This window comes from Actinomadura sp. NEAU-AAG7 (genome assembly GCF_018603865.1).
Classification (GTDB): Bacteria; Actinomycetota; Actinomycetes; order Streptosporangiales; family Streptosporangiaceae; genus Spirillospora; species Spirillospora litoris.
In genome coordinates, this window is the sequence record NZ_JAHFZY010000003.1 from 751,898 (window position 1) to 776,806 (window position 24,909).

Genomic DNA, 24,909 nt, shown 5'->3' on the forward strand with positions numbered 1-24,909 from the left:
ACTGAGGCACTTTTGCCGACCTGGCCGATATCGCCACCGGTCACGCATTGTCCGTGCATGATTACTCCATGGAGAACGCGCAGCGCCCGACCATGCGAAGCCGCAAGCTCGGCCAGCGCCTTCGCGCCATCCGCGAGGAGCGCGGCCTCACCCTCCAGCAGGCCGCCCGGGTGCTGAACCGCACCCCGTCCTCCCTGAGCAAGCTCGAAACCGGCAAACGCGGCATCCGCCGCCCCGCCCTGGAGAACATGCTCGACCGCTACGGGTACGCCGACCCGGTTCAGCGCGCGGCCCTATTCGACCTCGCCCGTCATACCACCGCCAAAGGCTGGTGGTACCGCTATGAAGGGAAACTCTCTCCCTCGATGCTGGATTACATCTCCCTGGAAGCTGAGGCCAGGTCGATCAGGAGTTTCCAGCTCCACTTGATCCCCGGCCTCCTCCAGACAGTCAACTACGCGCGTGCGGTCATCGCCTCCGGCATCTCCCAAGGCATGGAGCCAGACATAGACGGCCTCACTGAGATCCGCATGCGGCGACAAAAAATTCTTTTCAAAGAAGGCGGTCCCGGCCTCTGGGCGATCGTATGCGAAGCTGCCCTCCGCCAGGAGTTCGGCGGACCCGGAGTGTTGAAGGGGCAGCTCAGGAACCTGGTAGAGCTCTCGAAGCTGCCGAACGTCACCCTCCAGGTGCTTCCATACTCCGCAGGGGCCCATCCTGGTCACAACGGCTCCTTCACCACCCTGAGGTCCGACGAGCTGTCGGTCGTCCTGGTTGAGAACCTGACCAGCGGCTGGTATTTGGAGAACCCGGACGACATCCGCCGACACGATGTCGTCTTCGATCATCTGAGAAGCGCCGCGCTCTCGCCAGACGATTCCCGTTCATTCATCGAACGGCTAATCTCAGAGTCATGACCCCTCAGCAGCTCATCTTCTCCCCATGGCGCAAGAGTCGTCGCAGCGGCGGCGAAGGGCAAGAGTGCGTTGAAGTGGCCGCCGCATGGCGAACGAGTAGTTACAGCAGCGGCGGCGAGGGCCAGTGTGTCGAGGTGGCGCCGCTGGTCGGTCGGCTGGTGGCGATGCGGGATTCCAAGGATCCGGACGGGCCGATGCTGTCCATCGCGCCGGGCGCGTGGACGTGCCTCATGGCCGACATCAAGGGCGGTGTGCACGACCTCGGCGCCGCCGGTTGAGCGGACGAAGTGACGGCGGCCTCTCGCCTCGGACGCGTGTCAGCGTTTGATGGCGAGGCCGCCGTACATGGAGACCTGGGAGTCGTCGATCTTGCGGGCCTCGTCGTCTGGACGCCAGTGGTGGACGGGCGTGACGCCGGGCTCGATCAGTTCCAGGCCCTTGAAGAAGCCTTCGATATCGGCCTTCGTGCGCGCCTTGGAGTGGATGCCGCGCGCGTTGTACTCCTTGATGGCGGTGCCGACCTGCTTGGGGGCGCTGTCGATGGCGATCGTGGAGAGCGCGAGGAAACTGCCGGACGCCAGCGGCTCCAGCAGGCTCTCGACGATGCCGTGCGCCTTCGCCTCGTCGTGGAGGAAATGCAGGACGGCGATGAGGCACAGCCCCACCGGCCGGCTCAGGTCTAGCGTCTCCCGCACTTCCGGGGCGGCGAGGATGCTCTCCGGGTCGCTCACGTCGGCGTCGATGTAGCGGGACCGCCCCTCGGGCGTGCTGGTGAGCAGCGCGCGAGCGTGCACGAGCACGATCGGGTCGTTGTCGACGTAGACCACCCGGCAGGACGGATCGACCTTCTGCACGACCTCGTGGAGGTTCGGCGAGGTCGGCAGCCCCGTCCCGATGTCGAGGAACTGCCGGATACCCCGCTCGGCCGCCAGATAGCGAGCCACCCGCACCATGAAATTGCGGTTCGCCCGAACGGAGGTGCGCATGTAGGGGGCGACCTTGACGACGTCCTCGGCGGCCTTGCGGTCGGCTTTGTAGTTGTCCTTGCCGCCTAGCAGATAGTCATAGACCCGGGCCGAGTGCGCCACATCGGTCCTGAGGTCGACCGAGGACGGGCCGTCGTCTGGACTATCCGGCACGGCAACTCCCATAAGTCTTCGCGGTGGTACGCGTCACACAGTAGTGAGACTCGCCATCTTACGGTCAACGTCCGCGCGCGGTGATCTGCAGGCCGAACTGGCCGCATCCGGGCTTTCATGGCTTGTCGGAGAGTAGCCGGACGATACCGACCCGGGTTTCCGGTCCTGTCGCAATTGATGCGAAGCTGACCCGAAATGTGCCCGGAGCAAGATCGATGAGTAGGTGGTTCTCCGGCTGCTGATCCAGCAGTGTGGTACCGGGCCAGACCGGGTCGAACAGGACGACCGGGCCGGGCACCGTCCAGTGGACCTCGGTCTCCCACTCCGCCGTGTCGAGCACGGCCTCCACGCCGTCCAGCAGGGCCTCCTCGGACCTGACTTGGCTCAAGATCGCTGATCTTGGGTAGGGTGCTGGCTGTTGAGCTGCGGTTTCGTCGTGTGAACGGCGAAAATCTGCGCACTAAGCGGCCGGTTCTAGGGGTCTGCCCATCGCTTCCCGGTTACGGCTTCAGCGACAAGCCGGCCGCGCCGGGGTGGGGGATCGAGCGGATATCCGACGCGTGGTGCGAGCTGATGGCCCGGCTCGGCTACCGGCGGTTCGGCGCCCAGGGCAGCGACTGGGGCACCAGCATCGCCACGAGCATCGGTCAACGGCAACCCGATCGGGTCGCCGGCATCCATCTCATGCCGCCGCTCGCACCGCCCGATCCGGCCACGTTGGACGACCTCACCGGTGCCGAGCGGGCGGCGCTCGCGACACTGCGGGAGGCGGACGAATGGGGCTCCGGATACTCGGCGCAGCAGTCGACTCGGCCGCAGACGGTCGGCTACGGGCTGGTCGACTCGCCGGCCGCCCTCCGCGCCTGGATCGTCGAGAAGTTCTGGTCGTGGACCGACTCCGGTGGCGACCTGCATCGGGTTATGACCCGGGATGAGCTGCTCGACAACCTGATGCTCTACTGGCTGCCCGGCACCGGTGCCTCATCCGCCCGGCTGTACTGGGAAAGCCTCCGGCAGGTCAACGAACAGATCTCCGGGTCGGCCGGCGCGCCGGTGACCGTACCCACCGGCTGTTCGGTCTTCCCCAAGGAGCTGCAGCGCCCGTCTCGGCGGTGGGCGGAGCGCCGGTTCCCGAACATCCGGTACTGGAACGAGCCCGGCAAGGGCGGCCACTTCGCGGCGTTCGAGCAGCCGGCGTTGTTCGTCGACGAGGTCCGGTCATTCTTCCGGCTGGTCCGCTGATGGTCACCCGTACTCGGTAAGCGGCTGGCTAAAGATCAACAAGTGCCCATCGGGTGTCCGTACGTTGAAGTCGCGCATCCCGTAGGGCCGGTCGGCCAGTGGCTCGACGATGTCGGCGCCGCGGGCGCGCAGCTCGTCGTGGCAGGAATCGACGTCGTCGACGACAACCGTCACCCTGGCCGGGCCGGCGCTGCTTTCGGCGTACAGGTGGAACTCGGCGGTGTCGCGGATCACGGCCGCGTAGCTAGGTGGGGTCTCCCAGGTGAATATGGTGTCGAATCCGAGCACGTCCGTGAAGTACGACCGCGCTGCCTGCACATCTCGGCACGGCAGCACGGGAACCGCCACCCGCATGACCATTGCGTCACCTTACCTGACTTTTGGCTCAAGATCGCTGATCTTGGGTAGGGTGCTGGCTGTTGAGCTGCGGTTTCGTCGTGTGAACGGCGAAAATCTGCGCACTCAGCGGCCGGTTCTAGGCTGTCTCTCGTGGCGTATGTGCGCACGGTGAAGACGGCGTCGGGGGCCAGGGCGGTGCAGATCGTGCACTCCTCGCGTCGCGGGTCGCGGGACATCGAGCACATCGGCTCGGCGCATGACGATGCGGCGTTGGAGGCGCTCAAGGCGGTGGCGAGGCGGCGTCTGGCTGTGGGGCAGCCCGAGCTCGACTTTGGCCCGGACTTCGCGGCGTTGCAGGCCGGCAGTGGTGCTGGTGGTGGGCCGCTTGCGATCACGTCGTCGCGGATGGGGTACCTGTGGGACGCGCTCGGCCACGCCTACCAGCTGTTGGGGTTCGAGGAGGCCGCTGGTGGTGACGAGGTGTTCCGATTACTGGTGCTGGCACGGATCGTTGAGCCGACCAGCAAGCTGGACAGTCTGCGGGTGGTCGAGGAGGCAGGTTTGGACCCGCCGGCGTACGCGACCCTCAAGCGGCGTCTGCCCGCGTTCGCGAAAGAGTCCTGGCGGCAGAAGTTGGCCGCGGCGTGCGCCCGCACCGCTGATCTGGGGCCGGCGTCACTGGTTCTCTATGATGTGTCCACCTTGTACTTCGAGACCGATGCCGGGGACGGGTTCCGTGAGCCCGGGTTCTCCAAAGCCCGCCGCCTAGAGCCGCAGATCACGATCGGGCTGCTCACCGACGCAAGCGGGTTTCCGTTGATGGCTAACGCGTTCGAGGGCAACCGGGGCGAGACCACTACGATGCTGCCGACCATCCGTGCGTTCATGGATGCCCACCAGCTGGCCGATGTCACGGTCGTGGCCGACGCTGGCATGATCTCTGCGGCCGACCAGCAGGCCATCGAGGCCGCGGGGTTGTCGTTCATCCTCGGCGCGCGGATACCCGACGCACCGGCTGGTCGATCAAGAAGTTCGTGCGCACCACCCGCCGCGACCGCACCATTGACATCCAGGCCGGCGAGCACACCCTCACCGCCGTCGACCCGCTACCCGACGACCTCCGCGATGCCCTCATCCGCATCCACGACCGCGGTGGGCACTAATTTGAGCCAAGTCAGGTTTCATGGCTTGTCGGAGAGTAGCCGGACGATGCCGACCCGGGTTTCCGGTCCTGTCGCAATTGATGCGAAGCTGACCCGAAATGTGCCCGGAGCGAGATCGATGAGTAGGTGGTTCTCCGGCTGCTGGTCCAGCAGGGTGGGACCGGGCCAGACCGAGTCGAACAGGACGACCGGGCCGGGCACCGTCCAGCGGACCTCGGTCTCCCACTCCGCCGTGTCGAGCAGGGCCTCCACGCCGTCCAGCAGGGCCTCCTCGGACGGTGCCCATTCCCACCGGACGAACGCCGACAGCTCCGGCAGGAAGGTGGTCGAATCCGGCACGTCGCCGAGGACGAGCGCCTGCGCGTCTCCGACCTCCAGGACGCCGAGGGAGTCGTCGATCTTGCACGCCCGCCCGTAGTCGCCCCACTCCGCCGGATCGTTGACGTCCTGCCCGGCCGGGTCCGTGTGCCACAGCGGCAGAACGGATTGGGGCAACACCACCAGCGGGCCGCCCAACGACTCGACCCACGTTCTCGCGTACTCGTCGTCCACACTCGGCAGGCTAGCCCCCGAAACCGTCCGACCTGCCTGGTAGACCTCCCCACATGAACGTTGAGGAGTTCCTGAAGGCCGTGCTCGCGCTACCGGAAGTGACCGAGCGTGACGCGTTCGGAGGGATGACGGGCTTCCGAGTGCGGGGCAAGGGCTTCTGCTACCTCAACGAGCCCGACGGGACCGTCCTCCTCAAGGCGACCCGCGAAGAACAGGCCGCCCTCGTCGCCGAAGACCCCGAGACCTTCACGCCGTCCTGGGCAAGCGGCCGCTTCGCCTGGCTAGAGGTCAACCTGGCGACAGTGGACCCGGATGAACTGCGAGAACTCGTCACCGAAGCCTGGCGCCTCTCAGCCCCCAAGCGCCTCACGAAGACGCTGACGTAGCGGCCTCATTCTGAGAGGACCTTCAACCGCCGCCCGAGTGCCGCTCCGCCGCGCATGCTCTGCCTAGGGGAGATCGTCACGACTAGTTTCCGATTCGTCGCGAGCGGTTCCAGGTCGACACCAGGACCGATTTTTTCGATGTGCAGCCTCTCTAGCCTCGGCAGTTCGCTGAGGCGGGCTATGTCTGTCACATTCGGGCACTCTCTCAGGTAGAGCGTCCGCAAATGTCTGAGGCCGGTGAGAAGGCTGAGGTCGCGAACGGCATTACCGGAGAGGTGCAGTGTTCTTAGAGCGGAGAGGGTGGCAAGGGTGTCGATGTTCGACACCGGCTCCACCAGTGCGAGGCGGAGGTGTGCGAGGGGAAGGGGTGCCAGCGGGCTCAGATCGCGCACCCATTCACAGTCTTCCAGAATTAGGTGTTCCAAGTCCGGTGCCTGGGGCACGACGTCGGCGAGGTCGCACCTGAGACGGGATCCGCTCAGGGCCAGGGCGGTCAGCCGCTCCAGAGTGGGCAACATCGTTATGTCGGTTAGGTGCTGACTTCCGAAGAGCATGAGGGTATGCAGATTTTGTTGACGCTTCAGGGACTTGAAATCGGTGATGTCGGCACATTCCGTGATCCAGATCTGTTCGAGCTCTGGAAGGTCGTCCAAGAAGCGAAGGGTGGGAAGACCGGGCTGTTCGAGGGTAAGCGCGCGTAGTCGGGGAAGACAGGCGAGGCGGAACGGCGTCGGCGCCGCGCCACCGGCGTAGTGGGCCAGATGTTCGACCGATTGCGCGTGATGGCCGAGATAGGAGAAATCGGCTTGCTCATGCGTTTGAACGGTCAAATATGTGAGGGGTGGGAGTAGTTGAAGGGCCTTGGCCATGGCAGGTGAAAGATCGACCCAGCGGGCCGCAGTCGGGGGAGCGGCGGCCAGAACCCTGACGGCATACTCCTCGGGGTCGAAGTACTTCCACGCCTGATCCAGTTCGTACTGCACCATAGATCGTGGATCGCTGCCGTAGCGCGAGAGGACGTCGAGCGCGGCAGGGCCGTTCACCAGGCGTGCCAGATGAATAGCGGCCCTCGCGGCGGGTTCGGATACCCCGGCCAGGGTCTGGGGGAGACGGGTCAGAGCGGGTTCGCCGATGGCGGCGAGGGAGCGGGCCGCCGCGATGCTGCGGGGAGGCGTCAGGGAGTCCAGGCAGCGATCGAGGTCGGCACGCAGATCGTCCGGCACGGACGGGAGGGTCTCCAGGCAGGACGCTGCCACCAGCCGGAGAGTACGGGCCCGGCGAGGTTCTGACGCGGCACGGTCCAGGATGCCGCTGATCAACTCGCGGCGGAGGGGCTCGTTGGCGTGGCCGGCGGCCATGACGACCGTTTCCCGCCAGGCGTCGAGATGGGCGTTGCGGATGAGCAGGTCCATGTCGCCGAGGTCGGCGGCCTGTTTGGCGGCGAGGTATTCCTGAACGGTCCGGTGGACGAAGTCGACGCGTCCCGGCACCGGTTCCCGGATCACGCCGCTGCGCTGGAGCAGTGAGTCGAGGACGTCATGGGCCGGGAGGCGGAGCCGGGGTATCTGCGCCAGCCGATCGGCGACGAGACCCTCGACCGTCGTCTTGGGCAGTTCCACACGTCCGCTGGTCGACAGATGCCAGGCCAGGCCCTGAAGTATTCGGATCTTCTCCTCGCGTTCAAGCGGGCTCGGAATTCCGCGTTTCGCATCGCGGATGTCCAGCAACATGTTGAGCGTCGCGGCATACAGGGCCATGCGGTTGCGGGGGAGGCTGTCGCGGTCGAGGTTCAGCGCGCACAGCATCGCGGCGAGGAGCGGGTTGGACGCGAGTGTCCGCAGATGAGGGGCCGCCTCCAGCCGTCCCAGCAACCGGGCTTCATAGCCGGGGAGCCGGTCAGGGGCGCAGGGAAGTTCCGAGCAGCCACGGACGGCGCCGTGCCAGTGGTGGACGAGGGCTCGCACGTCGGACGGGCCGAGCTGCTCCAGGAAGGCGGTCGCGAAGCCCTCCGTGCGTAGCCAGTCGGAGCCAGCGGCCGCAGGACGGGACGTTACGACGACCTGGATGCGAGGGAACTCCGCGATGAGTTGTCTGAGCCACGCTCGGACGGCCTGCCGCTGCGCTTCCGCGACCTCGTCCACACCGTCCACGAAGAGGAGGGCGCGGCCCGACAGCAGGCGGCGGTGCGCCCAACCGCGCGGCATGATCCCGACGAGGTTGCCCGCGACGTCGTCGAGGAACTCCTCGGGGCGGGGAAGCGGGCCGCCCGCGTGGCTGCGGAGCTTGATGACGAACGGGACCGAGCCGTTCCAGCCGGTGAGGGGCCCGGTGAACGCGCCGCGCGCGGCCGTGATCGCGAGCCAGCGCAGCAGCGTGCTCTTGCCCCCGCCCGCCTCGCCGCGCACGAGCATCAGCCGGTTCTTGCCGAGCGCCTGCTCGACCCGGACGCCGCCCACGTCGTCGTCCTCGCGCCAGTCGCTGACGGGCACCGCGTGCGGACGGTGCGGACGGCGCGGGGCGTTGTCGTCGGAGACGTTCAGGCTGATGTAGGCGACGCTGAGCGTGGTCTGCGGGCGGGTGAACCGCTCGAACCGGACGCCGAACAGTTCCAGGGTGTCGAGGTTCTCGCTGATGGAGGCGAGGTAGCGGCGGGTGAACTCCTCGTCGTGCGTCTCGCCCTCGGGGGCGGTGAGGGAGCGGGCGGGCAGCCGCGACAACACCGCACTGATCTGGTCGGACAACCCGGTGAGGCGATCGAGGGTCTCGACCGACGCGCGAGCCCCGAACTGCGGCAGGTGGATGAGAATGCGTGCTAGGCAGTCGCAGCACTCGTCCAGGACGATCTCGTAGAGCCGCGCCCCCGCCTCGCCCAGTTCGAGTTCGGCCTCGCGGGTGGAGAGGCGCGACCTCAACGAGCGGGCGAGCTTGACCGGGTCGGCGTCGGCGGCGAAGAACGCGTCGTCGGAGAGGTCGGCCGCCTCGATCGTGCGGGTGACCTCGTGGAGTGCGGCGTCGCGATCTCCGTCAGTGAGGCCGGGAAACTCGTGGCCCGCGAACGTCAGCAGCCGTTCGGCGACCGCGTCCGCGATGCCCTCGAACTGACGGTGGACGCGGCGCCGCTTGATCTCGTCCGGGAAACCGGTCTTGATCAGCTCGACCAGGTCCCTGCCCGCCGCGTCCCGGGTCGAGCGGGACGCCATCCAGCGTCCCGCCGCGACCTGGGCCACCGAGCCGCCGATCCGTAACGCGGCAACCTCGACCGACATCGCACCCCCATACCTCGGATTTCCAAGTATGACGGTGCAAAAGGTCAGGAGGGAGGGAGTCCGAGCGCTCGGGCGATGAGCATCCGCTGGACCTCGGAGGTTCCCTCACCGACCTCCAGGATCTTCGCGTCGCGGTAGAAGCGGCCGACCGCGTACTCGTTCATGAAGCCGTAGCCGCCGAAGATCTGGGTGGCGTCGCGGGCGTTGTCCATCGCGGCGTTGGAGGAGACGAGCTTGGCGATCGACGCCTCCTTCTTGAACGGCTGCCCGGCGAGCAGCTTCGCCGCCGCCGCGTAGTAGGCGAGGCGGGCGGTGTGGGCGCGGACCTCCATGTCCGCGACCTTGAACTGGATCGCCTGGTAGCGGCCGATCTCCTTGCCGAACGCCTCGCGCTCGTGGACGTAGCGCAGGCACTCGTCCACGCAGCCCTGGGCGAGGCCGACCGAGAGGGCGGCGATCGCGATGCGTCCCTCGTCCAGCGTCCGGAGGAACTGGGCGTAGCCCCGGCCGCGTTCGCCGACGAGGTTGTCGGCCGGGACGCGGACGTTGTCGAACGACAGCTCGCGGGTGTCGGAGGCCGACCAGCCGACCTTGGAGTACTTGCGGCCGACGGTGAAGCCCGGCGTGCCGTTCGGGACGATGATCGTGGAGATCTCGCCGTCGCCGGTGTAGGCGGTGACGGTGACGAAGGCGGTGATGTCGGTGCCGGAGTTGGTGATGAACGACTTGGAGCCGTTGATCACCCAGGTGTCGCCGTCCAGGTGGGCGGTGGTGCGCATGCCACCGGGGACGTCGGAGCCGCCGCCCGGCTCGGTCAGCCCGAACCCGGCGAGCTTCTCGCCGGAGGTCAGCATGGGCAGCCAGCGGGCCTTCTGCTCGTCCGAGCCGAACCGGTAGATCGGCATCGCGCCGAGCGAGACGCCGGCCTCCAGCGTGACCGCCACGGACGAGTCGACGCGCGCCAGCTCCTCCAGGGCCAGGCAGAGCGCGAAGTAGTCGCCGCCCATGCCGCCGTGCTCCTCGGGGAACGGCAGCCCGAACAGGCCCATCTTGCCCATCGCCGCGACGATCTCGTACGGGAACTCGCCCTGCTCGTACAGGTCGCCGATCACCGGCGCGACGGTCTCGCGGGCGAACCGCTCGACCGTGCGGCGCAGCTCCTCCTGCTCGTCGGTCAGCGTGAAGTCGATCATGATTGCTCCGATCCGGGAGAGAGGGCCTGGACGACGCGGGACGGGCTCGGGCGGCCGAGGCGCCCGGCCATCCACCGGCTGGTCGAGACGAGTTCGCGGAGGTCCACGCCGGTCTCGACGCCGAGGCCGTCCAGCATCCAGACGAGGTCCTCGGTGGCGAGGTTGCCGGTGGCGCTCTCGGCGTAGGGGCAGCCGCCGAGGCCGCCCGCGGACGCGTCCACGATCGTGACGCCGGCCTGGAGGGCGGCGAGGGTGTTGGCGAGGGCCTGCCCGTAGGTGTCGTGGAAGTGGACGGCGAGCCGGTCGGTTCCGATGCCCGCGTCCGTGATCGCCCGGATCAGCGCGGTGACCTGGCCGGGCGTGCCGACGCCGATGGTGTCGCCGAGGCTGAGCTGGGAACAGCCCATGTCCATCATGCGGGACGCGACGGACACGACCTGCTCGACCGGGACCTCGCCCTCCCACGGGTCCCCGCACACCATGGACACGTAGGCGCGCACCCAGAGCCCCTGGGCGCGTGCGCGGTCCACGACGGGCGCGAACATGGCGAGCGACTCGTCCACGGTGCGGTTGAGGTTGCGGCGCGCGAACGTCTCGGTGGCGCTGCCGAAGATCGCGATCTCGGTGGCGCCGAGCGCGAGCGCCCGGTCCAGGCCCCGCTCGTTCGGGACGAGCACCGGATAGCGCACGCCGGGGGAGCGCGGCAGCAGGCCGAGCAGCTCCTCGGCGTCGGCGAGCTGCGGGACCCACTTCGGGTGGACGAAGCTCGTCGTCTCGATCGTGCGCAGGCCCGCCCCGGCGAGCCGGGTCACGAACTCGGCCTTGACCCCGGCGGGGAGGACCGTGTCCTCGTTCTGCAGCCCGTCGCGCGGGCCGACCTCGTAGATCGTGACACGCTCGGGAAGCCCCGGCAGCGCCGTCGCCATCATGCCTCCTCGATCACGGCCAGCACCGCGTCCAGCGCGACCTGCGCGCCCGCGCGGACCGGCAGGCTCGCCACGACGCCCGCGAGCGGCGCGGTGACGGTGTGCTCCATCTTCATCGCCTCGACCACCACGAGCGGCTGCCCCGCGTCGACCTGGTCGCCCTCGGCGGCCTTGACGGCCAGGACCGTGCCCGGCATCGGGCTGCGCAACACCCCGTCACCGGCCGCGGCGGACGCGGCGCCGCCCTCGGCGCGGACGTGCTCGGTCAGCGCCCAGGCGTGGCCTTCCCGGCCGAGCCACAGGGTGTGCCCGTCGCGGGCGGCGGCGAACGGGATCGTCCGGCCGCCGTAGGACAGGGCCAGGCCGGAGGATGTGGCGGTCAGGGCGGCGTCGACCGGCGGGTCGTCGCCGATCCGGACCCTCGCGGACGCGGCGCGCCCCTGGACGCGGACCTCGACCGGGTCGCCGCCGGACGGGGTGATGATCCACGGGGTCCAGGCGTGGGCGCCGGGACGCCAGCCGTCCGGGACCGCCCACGGGTCGCCGGAGTCCCCGGGTTCGAGGGCGAGCATCCGTTCCAGCGCGGCGGCGGCGAACGCCTCGGGCGGGACGGCGGCGCCGGCGAGCAGGTCGTCCAGCGCGCGTTCGACCAGGCCCGTGTCGAGATCGCCCGACACGACCGACGGGTGGGAGAGCAGCGCGCGCAGGAACCCGACGTTCGCCTGCACGCCGAGCAGCGTGTAGGAGGCGAGCGCGCGGTCGAGGCGGCGCAGCGCCTCGGCCCGGTCGGCGCCGTGGACGACGACCTTGGCGAGCATCGGGTCGTAGGAGCCGCCGATCTCGGTCCCGGGGTCCAGGCCGGAGTCGACGCGCGCGGCGTCCGGCTCGGCCAGGGCGAGGACGCGGCCGCCGGTGGGCAGGAAGCCGCGCGAGGGGTCCTCGGCGTAGACGCGGGCCTCGATGGCGTGGCCGTCCAGGCGGACGTCCGCCTGCGCGAGCGGGAGGGGGTGCCCGGCCGCGACCCGCAGTTGGAGTTCGACCAGGTCAAGGCCGGTGACCAGCTCGGTGACGGGGTGCTCGACCTGGAGCCGGGTGTTCATCTCCATGAAGAAGAACTCGTCGGGGCGGTCGGCCGAGACGATGTACTCGACCGTCCCCGCGCCCACGTAGCCGACCGACTGCGCGGCGGCGACGGCGGCGGCGCCCATCCGGTCGCGGGCGGCGGCGTCCAGCAGCGGCGACGGCGCCTCCTCGATGATCTTCTGGTGCCGGCGTTGCAGGCTGCACTCGCGCTCGCCCAGGTGGACCGCGTCGCCGTGGGCGTCCGCGAACACCTGGATCTCGATGTGCCGGGGGTTCTCCACGAACCGCTCGACGAGCAGCGTGTCGTCGCCGAACGAGCCGCGCGCCTCGCGGCGGGCGGACGCGATGGCCTCGGGGAGGTCCGCCGCGTCCCGGACGAGGCGCATGCCCTTGCCGCCGCCGCCCGCCGACGGCTTGATCAGCACCGGCAGCCCGACCTTCGACGCGGCCTCCGCCAGCTCCGCGTCCGACAGGCCGCCCAGCGAGCTGCCGGGCACGACCGGCACGCCCGCCGCCGCGACCGTGGCCTTCGCGCGGATCTTGTCGCCCATCGCGTCGATCGCCTCGGCGGGCGGGCCGACGAACACGAGGCCCGCGTCGGCGCAGGCGCGCGCGAACCCGGTGTTCTCGGCGAGGAATCCGTAGCCGGGGTGGACGGCCCGCGCGCCCGACGCGAGCGCCGCGCCGACGACGGCCTCGATGTCGAGGTAGGAGGGCACGCGCAGCGCCTCGTCGGCCTCGCGCACGTGCCGGGCGCCCGCGTCGGCGGCGGTGTACACGGCCACCGACCGGACGCCGAGGCGGCGCAGCGTCCGGAACACGCGGACGGCGATCTCGCCCCGGTTGGCGACCAGGACGCTGTCGAACATCGCCTTTTCGGGTCGGGATGTCATGAGTCCCTCACATCCGGAAGACGCCGTAGCCGACCGGCTCCAGCGGTGCGTTCGCGGCGGCCGACAGCCCGAGCCCGAGGACGCGGCGCGTGTCGCGCGGGTCGATGACCCCGTCGTCCCACAGCCGCGCCGTCGAGTAGTACGGGTTGCCCTGCGCCTCGTACTGGTCGCGGATCGGCGCCTTGAACGCCTCCTCGGCGTCCTGCGGCCACTCCTGCCCGCGCGCCTCCATCTGGTCGCGGCGGACGGTCGCGAGGACGCTCGCCGCCTGCTCGCCGCCCATCACCGAGATACGGGCGTTCGGCCACATCCACAGGAAGCGCGGCGCATAGGCGCGCCCGCACATGGCGTAGTTGCCCGCGCCGAACGAGCCGCCGATCACGACGGTGAACTTCGGGACGCGCGCGCACGACACGGCCGTGACCATCTTCGCGCCGTGCTTGGCGATACCGCCCGCCTCGTACTCGCGGCCGACCATGAAGCCGGTGATGTTCTGCAGGAACACCAGCGGGACGCTGCGCCGGTCGCACAGCTCGATGAAGTGCGCGCCCTTCAGCGCGGACTCGCCGAACAGGATGCCGTTGTTGGCGACGATGCCGACCGGGTGCCCGTGGATGCGCGCGAAGCCGGTGACGAGCGTCGTGCCGTACTCCTTCTTGAACTCCTGGAAGCGGCTGCCGTCGACGACGCGCGCGATGACCTCGCGGACGTCGTAGGGGGTGCGCGGGTCGGGCGGGACGACCCCGTACAGCTCGGCGGGGTCGGCGGCCGGGTCCTGCGAGGGGACGACGTCCCAGGGGCGCGGCTCGCGGGGGCCGAGCGTGCCGACGATGTCGCGGACGATGCGCAGCGCGTGCGCGTCGTCCTCCGCGAGATGGTCGGTCACCCCGGACGTGCGGGAGTGCAGCTCGCCGCCGCCCAGCTCCTCGGCCGTCACGACCTCGCCCGTCGCGGCCTTCACCAGCGGCGGGCCGCCCAGGAAGATCGTCCCCTGGCCGCGCACGATCACGGCCTCGTCGCTCATCGCCGGGACGTAGGCGCCGCCCGCCGTGCACGAGCCCAGCACCGCCGCGATCTGCGGGATGCCGCGCCCCGACAGCGTCGCCTGGTTGTAGAAGATGCGGCCGAAGTGCTCGCGGTCGGGGAAGACCTCGTCCTGCCGCGGCAGGAACGCGCCGCCGGAGTCGACCAGGTAGAGGCAGGGCAGCCGGTTGTGCAGCGCCACCTCCTGCGCCCGCAGGTGCTTCTTCACCGTGACCGGGTAGTACGTGCCGCCCTTGACGGTCGCGTCGTTGGCGACGACCACGCACTCGCGCCCGGCGACCCGTCCGACCCCGGTGATGATCCCGGCGCCGGGGGCCTCGCCGTCGTACATGCCGTCGGCCGCGAGCGGTGACAGCTCCAGGAACGGCGAGCCGGGGTCGAGCAGCGTGTCGACCCGGTCGCGGGGGAGCAGCTTGCCGCGCCCGAGGTGCCGCTCGCGGGCCCGCTCGGGGCCGCCGCGCCCGGCCCGGTCGACCCGGTCGCGCAGCTCGGCGGCCAGCGCCTCGTTGTGCGCGGCGTTGGCCTTGAACGCCTCGCCCGCGACGTCGGCGCGGGAGCCGATCTCCGGTCCGGTCATGGTCCCCTTCCCGGTTAACGTCCGTTAACAACGCCGATGTTAATGCCCATTAACAAGCCTAGTCTAGACTGCGCCCATGACCACTCGGCCGGCCGGTGCGGACGTCGCGAACCCGCGCCGCGCGGAGATCCTCGCCGCCGCGGCCGAGCTGTTCGCGCGGCGGGGCTACCACGGCGCCTCGATCGGCGACCTCGGGCGCGCCGTCGGGCTCACCGGCCCCGCCCTGTACCGGCACTTCAGCGGCAAGGAGGCCGTCCTCGCCGAGATGCTGCTGGACATCAGCGAGCGCCTCCTCGCGGAGGGCCTGCGGCGCGCGGCCATCGCCGACCCGGGGCAGGCGCTGGACGCGCTGCTGCGCTGGCACATCGCGTTCGCGCTGGACAACCCGGCTCTGATCACCGTCCACGAGCGGGAGCTGGACAACGTCCCCGAGCCCGAGCGGCACCGCGTCCGCCGCCTCCAGCGCGCCTATGTCGAGGAATGGGTGGCGGTGCTGCACCGCCTGCGGCCGGGACTGCCGGACGGCTCGACGCGCGCGGCCGTCCACGCCTGCTTCGGGCTTTTGAACTCCACGCCCCGCAGCGCCACCGGCCTCGACCGCGAGGCCATGGCGGGTCTGCTGCACGCGATGGCGCGCAACGCCCTAGAGGCGCCTTTCTGAGGCGCGCAACTGCTCGGCGTAGTCGAGGGCGCCCGCGCGGACGGCGGCGTGCACGGCGCGGGCGATCCGCGAACCCCAGGTCGAGCGCGGCCCGGCGAACGGCTCCTCCTCGCCGTTCACCGGCGCGGACACGCAGATCGCGTCGGACGCCGTGCCCGTACAGGGGAAGCCCGCCTCCAGCAGCGCCTGCGTCTTCGCCTCGGTCGCGGTGACGACCGCGTTGACCAGAGCGGCGTCGCTCAGCGCGACGGGAACCGCGACGACGATGTTGATGGTTCCGGGACGCGGCGCCGGGAGGGCGTTGCCGTGGATCGGCGCCAGCTCGGGATCGGGTGCGCCCTCGGGGGAGGCCGCCCACGTCGGGACGCGCAGGCCCACGGTCGCCGAGACGTGGACGCCCTGGTCGTCCCGGCGCATGGTCCGGTCGACGGACGCGGCGGTCAGCATGCCGACCCCCGGGCCCTCCAGCCCGTGGGACGCCGCCAGCTCACCGAGGTGCGCCACCGGGTCGGTGCGCGAGTAGGTGCCCGCGACCTGCGCGTTCAGCACCCATGACGTTCCACCGATGCCGCCGCCGAGCATCGCCGAGGAGATCGTGCGGCGGCCGGGACCCGCCCGCCAGAGGGTCGCGGCGAGCCGGGCGCCGTCCTCCTCCCGCCACACCAGGTCCAGTCTCACGGCCGCTCCAGGGAGAGGAGGGGGCGCCCGTCGGGCCCGGGGAGGACCCGCACGCGCGCGTCGAAGTGCTCCTCGATCGCCTCGCGGGTCAGCACCTCGGCGGGCGGCCCGGCGGCGGCGACCCGTCCCCCGGACAGGAGCACCAGGTCGTCGGCGTACTGCCCGGCGAGCGTCAGGTCGTGGATCGTCGTCACCACGGTCAGCTCGTCGGACAGGCGGAGCTGGTCGACCAGCTCCATCACCTGCTGCTGGTGGCCGATGTCGAGCGCGGTGGTCGGCTCGTCCAGCAGCAGCACCGACGTCTGCTGCGCCAGCGCGCGCGCCAGCACCACCCGCTGCCGCTCCCCGCCCGACAGCTGGTTCATGGGGCGGCCCGCCAGGCCCGCGAGGTCGAGCCGGTCGAGCACCTCCGCCGCGACGGCGCGGTCGCGGGCGCTCTCCCGTCCGAGGTGGGGGATGTAGGGGGAGCGGCCCAGGAGCGTGTAGTCGAACACCGACATGCCCACCGGGAGGTTGGGGTTCTGTGGCGCGTAGGCGACCACTTTCGCACGCTGCCGCGGCTTCAGCCGTCCGAGGTCCGCGCCCGCCACGCTGATCTCGCCGTCGGAGGGCAGCAGCCCGAGGACGGCGCGCAGCAGCGTCGACTTGCCCGCGCCGTTCGGGCCGATGATCGCCGTCCACGACCCGGCGGGCACGTCCAGCGACACCTTCCTGAGCACGGGGCGGCCGCCGAGCGCGACGTCCAGGCCCCGCACCGCGACCGTCACGTCTCCACCTGCCTGCGGCTCGCGCGCAGCACCAGGACGAAGAACGGCCCGCCGACGAACGCGGTCACGACGCCGAGCGGCAGCTCACCCGGCTTGATCACCGTCCGCGCCACCAGGTCGGCCAGCTCCAGGAACGCCGCGCCGCCCAGCAGCGACAGCGGCAGCACGATCCGGTACGAGCCGCCCGCCAGCCGCCGCACCGCGTGCGGCACCACGATCCCGACGAACCCGATCAGACCGCTCACCGCCACCGCGCACGCCGTCGCCAGCGACGCCGCGATCAGCACGGTCAGCCGCACCCGCGACGCCGACAGGCCGAGCGAGGTCGCCTCGTCGTCGCCGACGCTCAGCACGTCCAGCAGCCGCCCGTGCGCCAGCAGGACCACCGTCGACACCAGCGAGTACGGCGCGACCAGCGCCAGCTGGTGCCAGTCCGCCGAGCCGACCCCGCCGAGGATCCACGAGAAGATCCGCTGCAGCTCCTCCGCCTTCATCTGCTGGAGGAACGTCTGCACCGCCGCCAGGAACGAGGACACCGCGACCCCCGCGAGCACCAGCGTCGCCACGCCGTTCCCCTGGCCCGCCGTGCTGCCCAGCGCGTAGGCGAGGAAGACCCCGAAGATCGCCCCGACGAACGCCGCCAGCGGCACCCCGTACCCCGGGTCGCCCGGCACCAGCACGATCACCAGCGTCGCCCCGACCCCGGCGCCCGCCGCCGCGCCGAGCAGGTACGGGTCGGCCAGCGGGTTGCGGAACACGCCCTGGTAGCCCGCCCCCGCCAGCGCCAGCATCCCGCCGACCAGCGCCGCCATCAGCGCCCTCGGCACCCGGAGCTGGAACAGGATGTTCTCCTCGATGACCCCGAGGCCCGAGTCGACGCGCACGAACGGCAGCCGGTCGGCGAGGGCCTTCAGCACCCCGCCCGCCGGCAGGTCCGCCGCCCCCACCAGCAGCCCGGCCAGCAGCGTCGCCGCGAGCAGCGCCACCGCGACCGCGAGCGGCACGGCCCGCAGCCGCGCCGCGTGGTTCCCCTTCGCGGGGCCGGGGGGAGACGCGGCGCTCACCGCCGGACGTCCGTCACCGCGTCCTCTGGATCGCGTCGCCGATCGCCTTGACGAACAGGGGCAGGCGCGGGCCCCAGCGCGAGGCGATGTCGTCGTCCAGCGCGACCACGTTCTGCCCCTTGACGGCCTTCAGCGCCTGGAAGCCGGGCCGCTTGGCGACCGTGCCCGCGCTCTGGCCGCAGCACTTGGTGTCGGAGAGGAAGACCAGGTCCGGGTCCTGCTTGAGGAGGAACTCGCGGGAGAGCTGCGGGTATCCGTCGGATGCCTTCTCGGCCCCATCGGCGATGTTGCGCATGCCGAACAGGCCGTAGACCTGGCCGACGAAGGTCTTGGACGTCGCCGTGTGGAGCTGGTTGTCCAGCTCGTGGTAGTAGCTGCGCCCCTTGCCCTTGGGCGAGGCCGCCACCGTCTGCTGGATGCTCGCCCGCATGTCGCCGGTCAGCTTCGCCGCCTCGGCCGTGTGCCCGGTCGCCCGGCCGAGGTCGTTGATCTCGTCGTACGCCTCGTCCAGGCTCTTGGCCGACGGCTCGAACAGGACCGGGACCTTGATCTTCGTCAGTGCCGTGACGATGCCGTCCATGTCGTCGGAGACGACGACGAGGTCGGGCTTGTAGCCGATGATCGCCTCCGCGTTCGGCTTGAAGCTCGACAGCTTCGTCCGGGGCGCGTCGCCGGGGTGGTTGGAGTAGTCGTCGACCGCCACGACCTGCGGCCCGGCCCCGATGGCGAACAGCGTCTCGGTGTGCGTGGGCGACAGCGACACGATCCGCTTCGGCTTCTCCGGAACGGTCACCGCGCCGTTCGCGGCCTGCACGGTGACGGACGCGCCGCCGCCCTTGCCCTCCGACGGCGGATCGTCGTCGCCGCCGCATCCGGCCGCGAGCGTCACCATGCCGATGACGAGGGCCGCGCCGAGGGCACGTACGGGTCTCACTGGAGCCTCCTGGATGCCGGGAAGCCGCGCCCGTCCATGACGGATCGCCCTTCCACGAGGTCGAGGTTCGTCGGCGCGCGGAGGAGGCGACCTGGCTCGGCCACTCGGGGAGAGGGGCACCACAGTTGCGGGACAGCGCCGGATTCACACCGGTCTTCGCTCCTGGGCGCGCTTGATCTGCAACGTTATCAGCCGGGGATTCCGGTTCCGTCGCGTGCTGCGGAGTGAGCACTCACTCCACTCTTGACGGAGTGAGTGCTCACTCCGTACCGTGGACGGCATGACCCGACGCAGAGCCCCCGGCATGAGTCCCGAACAGCGGCGCGAAATGATCATCCGGACCGCACTGCCCCTCGTCGCCGAGCACGGCGCCGGCGTCACCACCGCCCAGATCGCCCGCACGGCGGGGATCGGCGAGGCGACGATCTTCCGGGCGTTCGCCGACAAGGACGAACTCCTCGACGCCTGCGTGGCCGAGGCCGTGCGCAGCGACCACGTCCTGGCCGAGATCGCGGAGATCCCGCTCGACCAGCCGCTGGCCGCCCGCCTCGCCGAGGCGTCGGCCGCGATCGAGGCCTACCTCGCCCGCATGGGCATGGTCATCGGCGCCCTGCACGCCACCGGCCGCGTCGGCGGCGGACGCGGCGCCCACCCGCCCGGCGAGCGCGACAACTCCATGACCCGCACCCGCGAGGCCCTGGCCGAACTCTTCGAACCCGAACGCGACCGGCTCCGCCTGCCCCCCGACCAGGTGGCGGGCATGTTCATGGGGATGGCCTTCACCCGCGCCCGCCCTCCCGCCGGACCGGACGCGTCGGCCCCCACCCTGGAGGACACCCTGGACGTCTTCCTGCACGGCGCGCTCAAGGAAGGAGCCCCGGAATGACGATCACGCTGAACCACACGATAGTCTCCGCCGCCGACAACGACGAGGCCGCGCGCTTCTTCGCCGGTGTGATGGGCCTCGAATACACCGGCCCGCACCCCCACGCGCGCCACTTCGTCCCCATCAAGGTGAACGACACGCTCACCCTCGACTACCTGACCGTGGCCTTCCCGCAGGGCCAGCACCTGGCCTTCGACGTTGACGCCGCCACCTTCGACACCGTCGTCGGGCGCCTCGACGACCGCGAGATCCCCTACGGCGACACCCCCGCCCGCCCCGACAACGGCAGGATCGACCCCGCCCACCCCCTGGGCGGGCGGGGCGTCTACTTCTCCGACTCCAGCGGCAACCTCTACGAGCTGATCTCCCCCTGAGGTTCACGCCCGCCGGAGAGGATCGCGCGAGGCCCGCTCCCTCCCCTCCAGCAGGAAGTCGTGCAGCTCCGCCGCGTCCGCCAGCAGCCGCACGGGACGCGTCGCGCCGAACGGCGCGTCCCAGAAGGCCCCCTGGCGCGGCTTCCACGGCGCCACATAGGCATAGGGCTCGGCCAGATAGCCGTCCCCGGCCGACACGCCGTAGTTGACCTCGTCCACGGTGATGCCGAGGTCGAAGTGCTCGGGCCACAACACCGGCCCGGCCTCGGGCGCGAACCGCACCAGCGCCTCCCGCCCCCGCGCGAAGGACTCCACGATGTGCGCGGCGGCCTCCCCGTCGACTCCGAGCGTCTCGTCCAGCCCGACCCCACTGGTGTCGCCGTACAGGCCCTCCGGCGCCCCCGCCTCGATGCCCGCCGCCGTGGCGAGCTCCCGGCAGGTCGTCCCGTTCAGCGGAATCGCCCGATCACCCGCGACCAGTTCCGTCACGTTGACCCGCAGCTCCGGCGCCCGCACCGTCTCGAACCCGCCCCGGACGACCCGCAGGCGGATCGTCCCGCTCTCCCGGTACTGCGGCCCGGCGAGCACCAACTCCGCCACCCCGTGCAGAGCACGGCGGGTTCCCTCCAGACTCTCCAGCTCCACGATGCCGCCACCTCTCCCGATAGTCCGCCCGGCGCCCCACACGGTCTCACGCCGTCAGAACACCGGCCCGTCGGGCGCGTACTCGTCCGCGAGCCCCCGGTCGTTGTCCGCCCACCGCCGATGCCGCGCGGCCGAATGCAGATGCGCCTCGGCCTCCTCGGGATGCGCGTCCGCCATCACCTCCAGCAGCACGGCGGCCCGATCATGAGCCTGCGCGGAAGCGATCATGGACCGCCACGCATACCCCTCGCCGAGCGACCGCCTCCTGCGCCGCCCGCCGACCGCACCACCCGACCCGGGCCCAGCACCCCTCCGACGCGGGCCCCCGCGCGACCCGCCGTCCTCGTGAACGATTCCGCGCCGGTCACGGCCTGTAAGCCCGCTCCCGGGCTCGGGGGCGACCTCACTCTCACGGGCGATCGGCGGGGAGCCGTTTCCCTGCGGGGCCCCACTCTTGGGCACCACGGGTCTTTTGCGCACAGTGGCCTTACCGGCGGCTCCCTTTCCGCGCGCGGCGCCCTTCCCAAGCGCTGCCCCGGGCTCACGCGGACGCCGGTTCTCCTGCGCGACCCCGTCTTTCCGCGAGGCCCTGCCTTTCCGGACGGCTTGTCCCTCACGCAAAGCGGCGCTCTTGCCCGTGCCTCCGCCTTTGTGCCGGGCTCCCTCCACAGGCGCGACCCGCCCTTTGGGAGGGGCCTTGCCCCTGCGGACGGCGTTGGCCTCACCCGATGGACGTCCCTTGCGTGAGGGCTTGGCGCCGCGTCCGGGCCGGGTTGCGCCGTCACGTGTGGTGCGAGCCTCGCGCACGGGACTGGGTGAAGCCCTGGAGGCGGCCTTGCGCCTCGCCGTGCCGTCAGCGGCCGAAGCGGTCCCGGAAGCGCCATCGGTGGCCGATCCGGCACCGTCCTGCGACGCCTTGGCCCCTGTGGTCTTGCCGACCGTGGTCTTGCCGACCTTCCGGGCCTTGCGCCTCCCGGGGGCTTCACGGGCGGCCGGCCCCCCAGGTCCGTCGTCCGTGCAGGCCTCGACCTCCCGCCCGCCCCGGCGCGTCGCGGCGGGCGGCTCTTGCGGACCTTTCGCGCGGAGCGCGCGTTCCGGGCCGCTCATACCAACGGGCCTGTCTCCCGGGCACGTTGAACCGCTGGCCGTTCCGACACGTTCGGCTATCTACCCAGTGACAACACCGTTCAGCCTCACGTGCGGACGAAAGCCGCAGACGGGCATGTGGAGGCACGCTCCGACAGTCCGACCTGCACGGAACCCCCGGACGGCGATGATCCATCATGGACGGGTGCAGCCACCGGAGCCCCTCACCCTCTACACCGCGGACGACGTCCGGATCGACGCGGGACATCTGCACGGCGCGGACGACCTGTGCTTCGTCCTCGCGCACGGATTCACCTGCTCATGGCGGCAACCGGCACTCCGGCGGATCGCGGCCGTCCTCAACCGCCACGGCGGCGTCATCGGGCTCGATTTCCGGGGTCACGGACGATCCGGCGGGCACTCGACCGTCGGCGACAGGGAGGTTCTGGACGTCGAGGCGGCGGTCGCGGCGGCCCGCCGTCGCGGTTACCGGCGCATAGCCCTCACAGGGTTCTCCCTGGGAGGTGCGGTGGCCATCCGGTACGCGGCCCTGCACGGCGGCGTCGACGCCGTGGTCACGGTCAGCGCGCCCGCGCGCTGGTACTACCGCGAGACGGTTCCGATGCGGCGTGTCCACTGGGTGATCGAAAAACGGGTGGGGCGGATGGTGGTGCGGCTCGCGCGGGGCACCCGGATCGCCTCCAAGGGATGGGACCCCGTACCGGAAGCGCCCCACGAGGTGGCCGGACGGATCGCGCCGACGCCGTTCCTCATCGTCCACGGCGACGCGGACCCGTTCTTCCCCCTCGACCACGCCCACCAGCTCTACGGCGAGGCCGCCGACCCGCGCGAGCTGTGGATCGAACCGGAGTTCGGACACGCCGAGACCGCGGCCTCCCCGGACTTGATCAAGCGAATCGGTGCCTGGACGTCAGCGGCCACCGCACTCCCACGGAGCAAGGCCGCCCGCGAGGCGACGGAAGACGCACCGGACCGCGAGTGACCATCCAAGCCGCCACAATGATCGGCAGGCTCTGACCTGCGAAAACTCAGAGTTATCCACATTCTCCCGGCGCCCTTCCGAAGGACGTCCGCGCCCCGCCAGCATTAAGGCCATGGACGCACTCACACTCTCCTGGACGCGGGACGCCCGCGGAACGATCGCCCCCACCGGCCCCGGAATCCCCACCGCCCTGCCAGAGGGAGCTTCCCTCATGACGCGGGCAAGAGCGCTCAGCACCCTGTTATCTGAAGAGGCCGTCGTCGCCCGCCGCACGGCCGCATGGATCTGGGGCCTGGACGTCCTCCCACCGGGCGTCAACGAGACCGACTGGGAGATCGAGGTGATCACACCCATCCCCTCCCAGAGCACCGCGGATCCTCCTGTCATCACCGCCGACCATGTGGACCTGCCCCCTGAACACGTCCGCGAAAAGGCGGGCGTGCGCCTCACAAGCCCTCCCAGGACGGCCCTGGACTGCGCCCGCTGGCTTCCCCGGGCCGAGGCGGTCGCCGCCCTCGACCAGTTCCTCCGCCTCGGCGTGAAAGCGGCGGAACTCCCTGCGATGGCGCGCGGCTTACCTGGATATCGAGGCAACAGGCGGCTGCGAGAGATCCTGAGCATCGGCGACCCCGGCGCGGCCTCACCCGGCGAGAGCTGGACGCGGGCCGCGATCATGCGGACGGGCTTCCCGCGCCCCTCCACCCAGGTGCCGGTCCCAGGCCCGCAAGGGCGATGGCTCTACGTCGACCTCGGCTACCCGGAGTTCCACGTCGGGATGGAGTACGACGGCGAACGCCACCACACAGGCCCCGCCGCCCGCGCCCACGACGACCGCCGCCGCCGTTGGCTGGCGAAGGAACAGGGCTGGGAGATCATCCCTGTCACCAAGGACTTCTTATCCCGCCCCGCCCCCTACCTCGAAGCCCTGCTGACCGCCCTGCTGACCCGCGGCTGGAAACCCACCGACGCCACCATGGCGAAAATAGCCGCCCACCTGACCACCCCCACCCGCCGCCACTGACCGTCCCCCAGCCGCCCCCCAAGCCATCGACGCTCGTGGTCGCCCCCACCCCCGAACGGTGGAGGCCGCCCTGTCGACGATGGCCGACCACCCTAAATCCTGGGGTCGCATATATCGGTGGGAACCAGGCAATGCGCTGATCTAGGTTGCGGGTGTGGTGAAGAGCGACCATCTGGACGTGGGTGACTCGGAGACGCGTACTCGGCTGCGCCATCTGCTGGAGCGGTTGAAGGACGAGTTGGGCTCGGCGATCGAGGTTCAAGACGACGACGGGGACTTGTGGGTGGCATGGGTCCGGCCTACGCGCCCCGGCGCGCTCGGCTTCGGCTGGATCTACTGGGGAAACGCCGACGCCGGGGAGGTCATCTTCCAACTCGACCTCGGCGGCGTGCGTTGGGAGCTGGGGAGGGCACCACAGGATCTGGAATTCGTCGAACGACTCGTCCACGCACTCATCGACGGCACGGTGCACTCCATCCAGGCCCCGCACCGCGCCAGAGCGGTGGTCACTCTGCCTGACGGATCGCAGCACAAGGCGACCACGAATACAGGGCTCAGCGGCTGCCTGCCAATGCCCTTCTGGACCTTTTGGGGGCAACGCACCGAGCATGTCGCCTACCGGTAGCCATCAAGGCGTTCGGGCCAGTCGCGGACTCGCTTGACCGGATCGAGCGCCGCCGAGGAGGAAACCCCACCCGAAGAACATGGCCGAGCTGTGCTTCGCGCTGACTTCGCCTGCCGAGGCGACCTGTTCGGGGCCCGCTTTCGTCCGCTGCGGCAGTTCATGCTGGCCGGCCCGAACCACTTGCATCGCCGTCATCCTGTTGGCGCCCATCTCGGGTGCGCAGCTGGGAATGACACCGGCCCGGTCGGACTCATGGCTGCGCTCCTCGCCACCCTGCGCTCGCGACCATCCTGCGCTCGCGACCACTCTGCGTCCGCGACCACTCTGCGTCCGCGACCATCCTGCGTCCGCGACCATCCTGCGTCCGCGACCATCCTGCGTCCGCGACCATCCTGCGTCCGCGACCATCCTGCGTCCGCGACCATCCTGCGTCCGCGACCATCCT

At 70.5% G+C, this 24,909-nt stretch carries 26 protein-coding genes, 1 pseudogene and 1 riboswitch; of the genes and pseudogenes, 12 read left to right on the forward strand and 15 right to left on the reverse strand.

Annotated elements, in window-relative coordinates; translation table 11 throughout:
• Positions 1–68 precede the first annotated feature (68 nt).
• Both KLI87_RS18070 and KLI87_RS18075 read left to right on the forward strand, forming a co-directional pair.
• A complete protein-coding gene (locus KLI87_RS18070; protein ID WP_156218314.1) occupies positions 69–917 on the forward strand; it encodes a helix-turn-helix transcriptional regulator in 849 nt (282 codons plus the stop codon).
• Complete coding sequence (locus KLI87_RS18075) at positions 914–1,195, forward strand: DUF397 domain-containing protein (protein ID WP_214617939.1); 282 nt, start codon at positions 914–916, stop codon at positions 1,193–1,195. The genes KLI87_RS18070 and KLI87_RS18075 overlap by 4 nt, the downstream gene beginning before the upstream one ends.
• 39 nt (positions 1,196–1,234) lie before the next feature.
• Here KLI87_RS18075 and KLI87_RS18080 read toward each other — a convergent pair whose 3' ends face one another.
• On the reverse strand, positions 1,235–2,056 hold the full coding sequence (locus tag KLI87_RS18080) for an SAM-dependent methyltransferase (protein ID WP_308166060.1): 822 nt from the start codon (positions 2,054–2,056) through the stop codon (positions 1,235–1,237).
• 115 nt (positions 2,057–2,171) lie between these two features.
• A complete protein-coding gene (locus KLI87_RS18085; RefSeq protein ID WP_214617940.1) occupies positions 2,172–2,444 on the reverse strand; it encodes an Imm21 family immunity protein in 273 nt (90 codons plus the stop codon).
• A gap of 20 nt (positions 2,445–2,464) precedes the next feature.
• Here KLI87_RS18085 and KLI87_RS18090 point away from each other — a divergent pair, with 20 nt between their 5' ends.
• The gene (locus KLI87_RS18090) at positions 2,465–3,298 is read left to right on the forward strand and encodes an alpha/beta hydrolase (protein WP_214617941.1); all 834 of its coding nucleotides are present in this window, start codon (positions 2,465–2,467) and stop codon (positions 3,296–3,298) included.
• A 3-nt stretch (positions 3,299–3,301) separates the two neighbouring features.
• On the opposite strand, the gene KLI87_RS18095 is transcribed toward KLI87_RS18090, so the two are convergent.
• On the reverse strand, positions 3,302–3,658 hold the full coding sequence (locus KLI87_RS18095) for a VOC family protein (RefSeq protein ID WP_156218310.1): 357 nt from the start codon (positions 3,656–3,658) through the stop codon (positions 3,302–3,304).
• A gap of 174 nt (positions 3,659–3,832) precedes the next feature.
• Between KLI87_RS18095 and KLI87_RS18100 the strand changes: the two are divergent.
• Both KLI87_RS18100 and KLI87_RS41025 read left to right on the forward strand, forming a co-directional pair.
• Positions 3,833–4,651: pseudogene (locus KLI87_RS18100) on the forward strand (IS1634 family transposase); the annotation flags it as partial.
• A 20-nt stretch (positions 4,652–4,671) separates the two neighbouring features.
• Positions 4,672–4,800, forward strand: coding sequence for a hypothetical protein (locus KLI87_RS41025; protein WP_284734145.1), 129 nt, complete (start codon positions 4,672–4,674; stop codon positions 4,798–4,800).
• An 18-nt stretch (positions 4,801–4,818) separates the two neighbouring features.
• Here the strand turns inward: KLI87_RS41025 and KLI87_RS18105 are convergent, their stop codons facing one another.
• Positions 4,819–5,352, reverse strand: a complete 534-nt coding sequence (locus KLI87_RS18105) for an Imm21 family immunity protein (RefSeq protein ID WP_214617942.1) — start codon at positions 5,350–5,352, stop codon at positions 4,819–4,821.
• Positions 5,353–5,405: 53 nt separating this feature from the next.
• Here KLI87_RS18105 and KLI87_RS18110 point away from each other — a divergent pair, with 53 nt between their 5' ends.
• Positions 5,406–5,738, forward strand: coding sequence for an MmcQ/YjbR family DNA-binding protein (locus KLI87_RS18110; RefSeq protein ID WP_214617943.1), 333 nt, complete (start codon positions 5,406–5,408; stop codon positions 5,736–5,738).
• Positions 5,739–5,743: 5 nt separating this feature from the next.
• Here KLI87_RS18110 and KLI87_RS18115 read toward each other — a convergent pair whose 3' ends face one another.
• From KLI87_RS18115 to KLI87_RS18135, 5 genes are read right to left on the reverse strand one after another with little or no spacing between them, the layout of a single operon-like run.
• The gene (locus tag KLI87_RS18115; protein ID WP_214617944.1) at positions 5,744–9,004 is read right to left on the reverse strand and encodes an NACHT domain-containing NTPase; all 3,261 of its coding nucleotides are present in this window, start codon (positions 9,002–9,004) and stop codon (positions 5,744–5,746) included.
• 44 nt (positions 9,005–9,048) lie between these two features.
• Positions 9,049–10,197 (reverse strand): acyl-CoA dehydrogenase family protein, encoded by a 1,149-nt coding sequence (locus KLI87_RS18120; RefSeq protein ID WP_214617945.1) that lies wholly within the window; start codon positions 10,195–10,197, stop codon positions 9,049–9,051.
• Positions 10,194–11,126: a hydroxymethylglutaryl-CoA lyase gene (locus tag KLI87_RS18125; RefSeq protein WP_156218305.1), complete on the reverse strand. Its 933-nt coding sequence runs from the start codon at positions 11,124–11,126 to the stop codon at positions 10,194–10,196. Before KLI87_RS18125 ends, KLI87_RS18120 begins: the two co-directional genes overlap by 4 nt.
• Complete coding sequence (locus tag KLI87_RS18130) at positions 11,123–13,075, reverse strand: acetyl/propionyl/methylcrotonyl-CoA carboxylase subunit alpha (RefSeq protein ID WP_214618117.1); 1,953 nt, start codon at positions 13,073–13,075, stop codon at positions 11,123–11,125. Before KLI87_RS18130 ends, KLI87_RS18125 begins: the two co-directional genes overlap by 4 nt.
• Before the next feature lie 31 nt (positions 13,076–13,106).
• On the reverse strand, positions 13,107–14,720 hold the full coding sequence (locus KLI87_RS18135) for a carboxyl transferase domain-containing protein (protein WP_214617946.1): 1,614 nt from the start codon (positions 14,718–14,720) through the stop codon (positions 13,107–13,109).
• Between the two features lie 76 nt (positions 14,721–14,796).
• Here KLI87_RS18135 and KLI87_RS18140 point away from each other — a divergent pair, with 76 nt between their 5' ends.
• Positions 14,797–15,381 carry a TetR/AcrR family transcriptional regulator gene (locus tag KLI87_RS18140; protein WP_156218303.1) on the forward strand — a complete coding sequence of 195 codons (585 nt, stop codon included), beginning with the start codon at positions 14,797–14,799 and terminating at the stop codon, positions 15,379–15,381.
• Here KLI87_RS18140 and KLI87_RS18145 read toward each other — a convergent pair.
• The 4 genes from KLI87_RS18145 to KLI87_RS18160 all read right to left on the reverse strand — a co-directional run bounded on the left by KLI87_RS18145 (position 15,364) and on the right by KLI87_RS18160 (position 18,824).
• The gene (locus tag KLI87_RS18145) at positions 15,364–16,053 is read right to left on the reverse strand and encodes an adenosylcobinamide amidohydrolase (protein ID WP_214618118.1); all 690 of its coding nucleotides are present in this window, start codon (positions 16,051–16,053) and stop codon (positions 15,364–15,366) included. The two genes, KLI87_RS18140 and KLI87_RS18145, sit on opposite strands and share 18 nt — an antisense overlap.
• Before the next feature lie 2 nt (positions 16,054–16,055).
• Positions 16,056–16,826: an ABC transporter ATP-binding protein gene (locus KLI87_RS18150; protein WP_214617947.1), complete on the reverse strand. Its 771-nt coding sequence runs from the start codon at positions 16,824–16,826 to the stop codon at positions 16,056–16,058.
• Positions 16,823–17,839 (reverse strand): iron ABC transporter permease, encoded by a 1,017-nt coding sequence (locus tag KLI87_RS18155; protein WP_156218478.1) that lies wholly within the window; start codon positions 17,837–17,839, stop codon positions 16,823–16,825. The genes KLI87_RS18150 and KLI87_RS18155 overlap by 4 nt, the downstream gene beginning before the upstream one ends.
• 64 nt (positions 17,840–17,903) lie before the next feature.
• Positions 17,904–18,824: an ABC transporter substrate-binding protein gene (locus KLI87_RS18160; protein WP_214617949.1), complete on the reverse strand. Its 921-nt coding sequence runs from the start codon at positions 18,822–18,824 to the stop codon at positions 17,904–17,906.
• Between the two features lie 90 nt (positions 18,825–18,914).
• Positions 18,915–18,979, reverse strand: a riboswitch (cobalamin riboswitch).
• Between the two features lie 125 nt (positions 18,980–19,104).
• Here KLI87_RS18160 and KLI87_RS18165 point away from each other — a divergent pair.
• Both KLI87_RS18165 and KLI87_RS18170 read left to right on the forward strand, forming a co-directional pair.
• A complete protein-coding gene (locus tag KLI87_RS18165; protein WP_246250111.1) occupies positions 19,105–19,710 on the forward strand; it encodes a TetR/AcrR family transcriptional regulator in 606 nt (201 codons plus the stop codon).
• Positions 19,707–20,084 (forward strand): VOC family protein, encoded by a 378-nt coding sequence (locus KLI87_RS18170; protein WP_156218302.1) that lies wholly within the window; start codon positions 19,707–19,709, stop codon positions 20,082–20,084. The genes KLI87_RS18165 and KLI87_RS18170 overlap by 4 nt, the downstream gene beginning before the upstream one ends.
• 3 nt (positions 20,085–20,087) lie before the next feature.
• Here KLI87_RS18170 and KLI87_RS18175 read toward each other — a convergent pair whose 3' ends face one another.
• Both KLI87_RS18175 and KLI87_RS18180 read right to left on the reverse strand, forming a co-directional pair.
• The gene (locus KLI87_RS18175; RefSeq protein ID WP_214617950.1) at positions 20,088–20,729 is read right to left on the reverse strand and encodes a hypothetical protein; all 642 of its coding nucleotides are present in this window, start codon (positions 20,727–20,729) and stop codon (positions 20,088–20,090) included.
• Positions 20,730–20,783: 54 nt separating this feature from the next.
• Positions 20,784–20,957, reverse strand: a complete 174-nt coding sequence (locus KLI87_RS18180; protein WP_156218301.1) for a hypothetical protein — start codon at positions 20,955–20,957, stop codon at positions 20,784–20,786.
• Between the two features lie 1,063 nt (positions 20,958–22,020).
• Between KLI87_RS18180 and KLI87_RS18185 the strand changes: the two genes are divergently transcribed.
• From KLI87_RS18185 to KLI87_RS18195, 3 genes are all read left to right on the forward strand, one after another.
• On the forward strand, positions 22,021–22,818 hold the full coding sequence (locus KLI87_RS18185) for an alpha/beta fold hydrolase (RefSeq protein WP_308166062.1): 798 nt from the start codon (positions 22,021–22,023) through the stop codon (positions 22,816–22,818).
• A gap of 211 nt (positions 22,819–23,029) precedes the next feature.
• Positions 23,030–23,839 carry a hypothetical protein gene (locus tag KLI87_RS18190; RefSeq protein WP_214617952.1) on the forward strand — a complete coding sequence of 270 codons (810 nt, stop codon included), beginning with the start codon at positions 23,030–23,032 and terminating at the stop codon, positions 23,837–23,839.
• A 154-nt stretch (positions 23,840–23,993) separates the two neighbouring features.
• Positions 23,994–24,464, forward strand: a complete 471-nt coding sequence (locus KLI87_RS18195) for a hypothetical protein (RefSeq protein ID WP_214617953.1) — start codon at positions 23,994–23,996, stop codon at positions 24,462–24,464.
• Positions 24,465–24,909 lie beyond the last annotated feature (445 nt).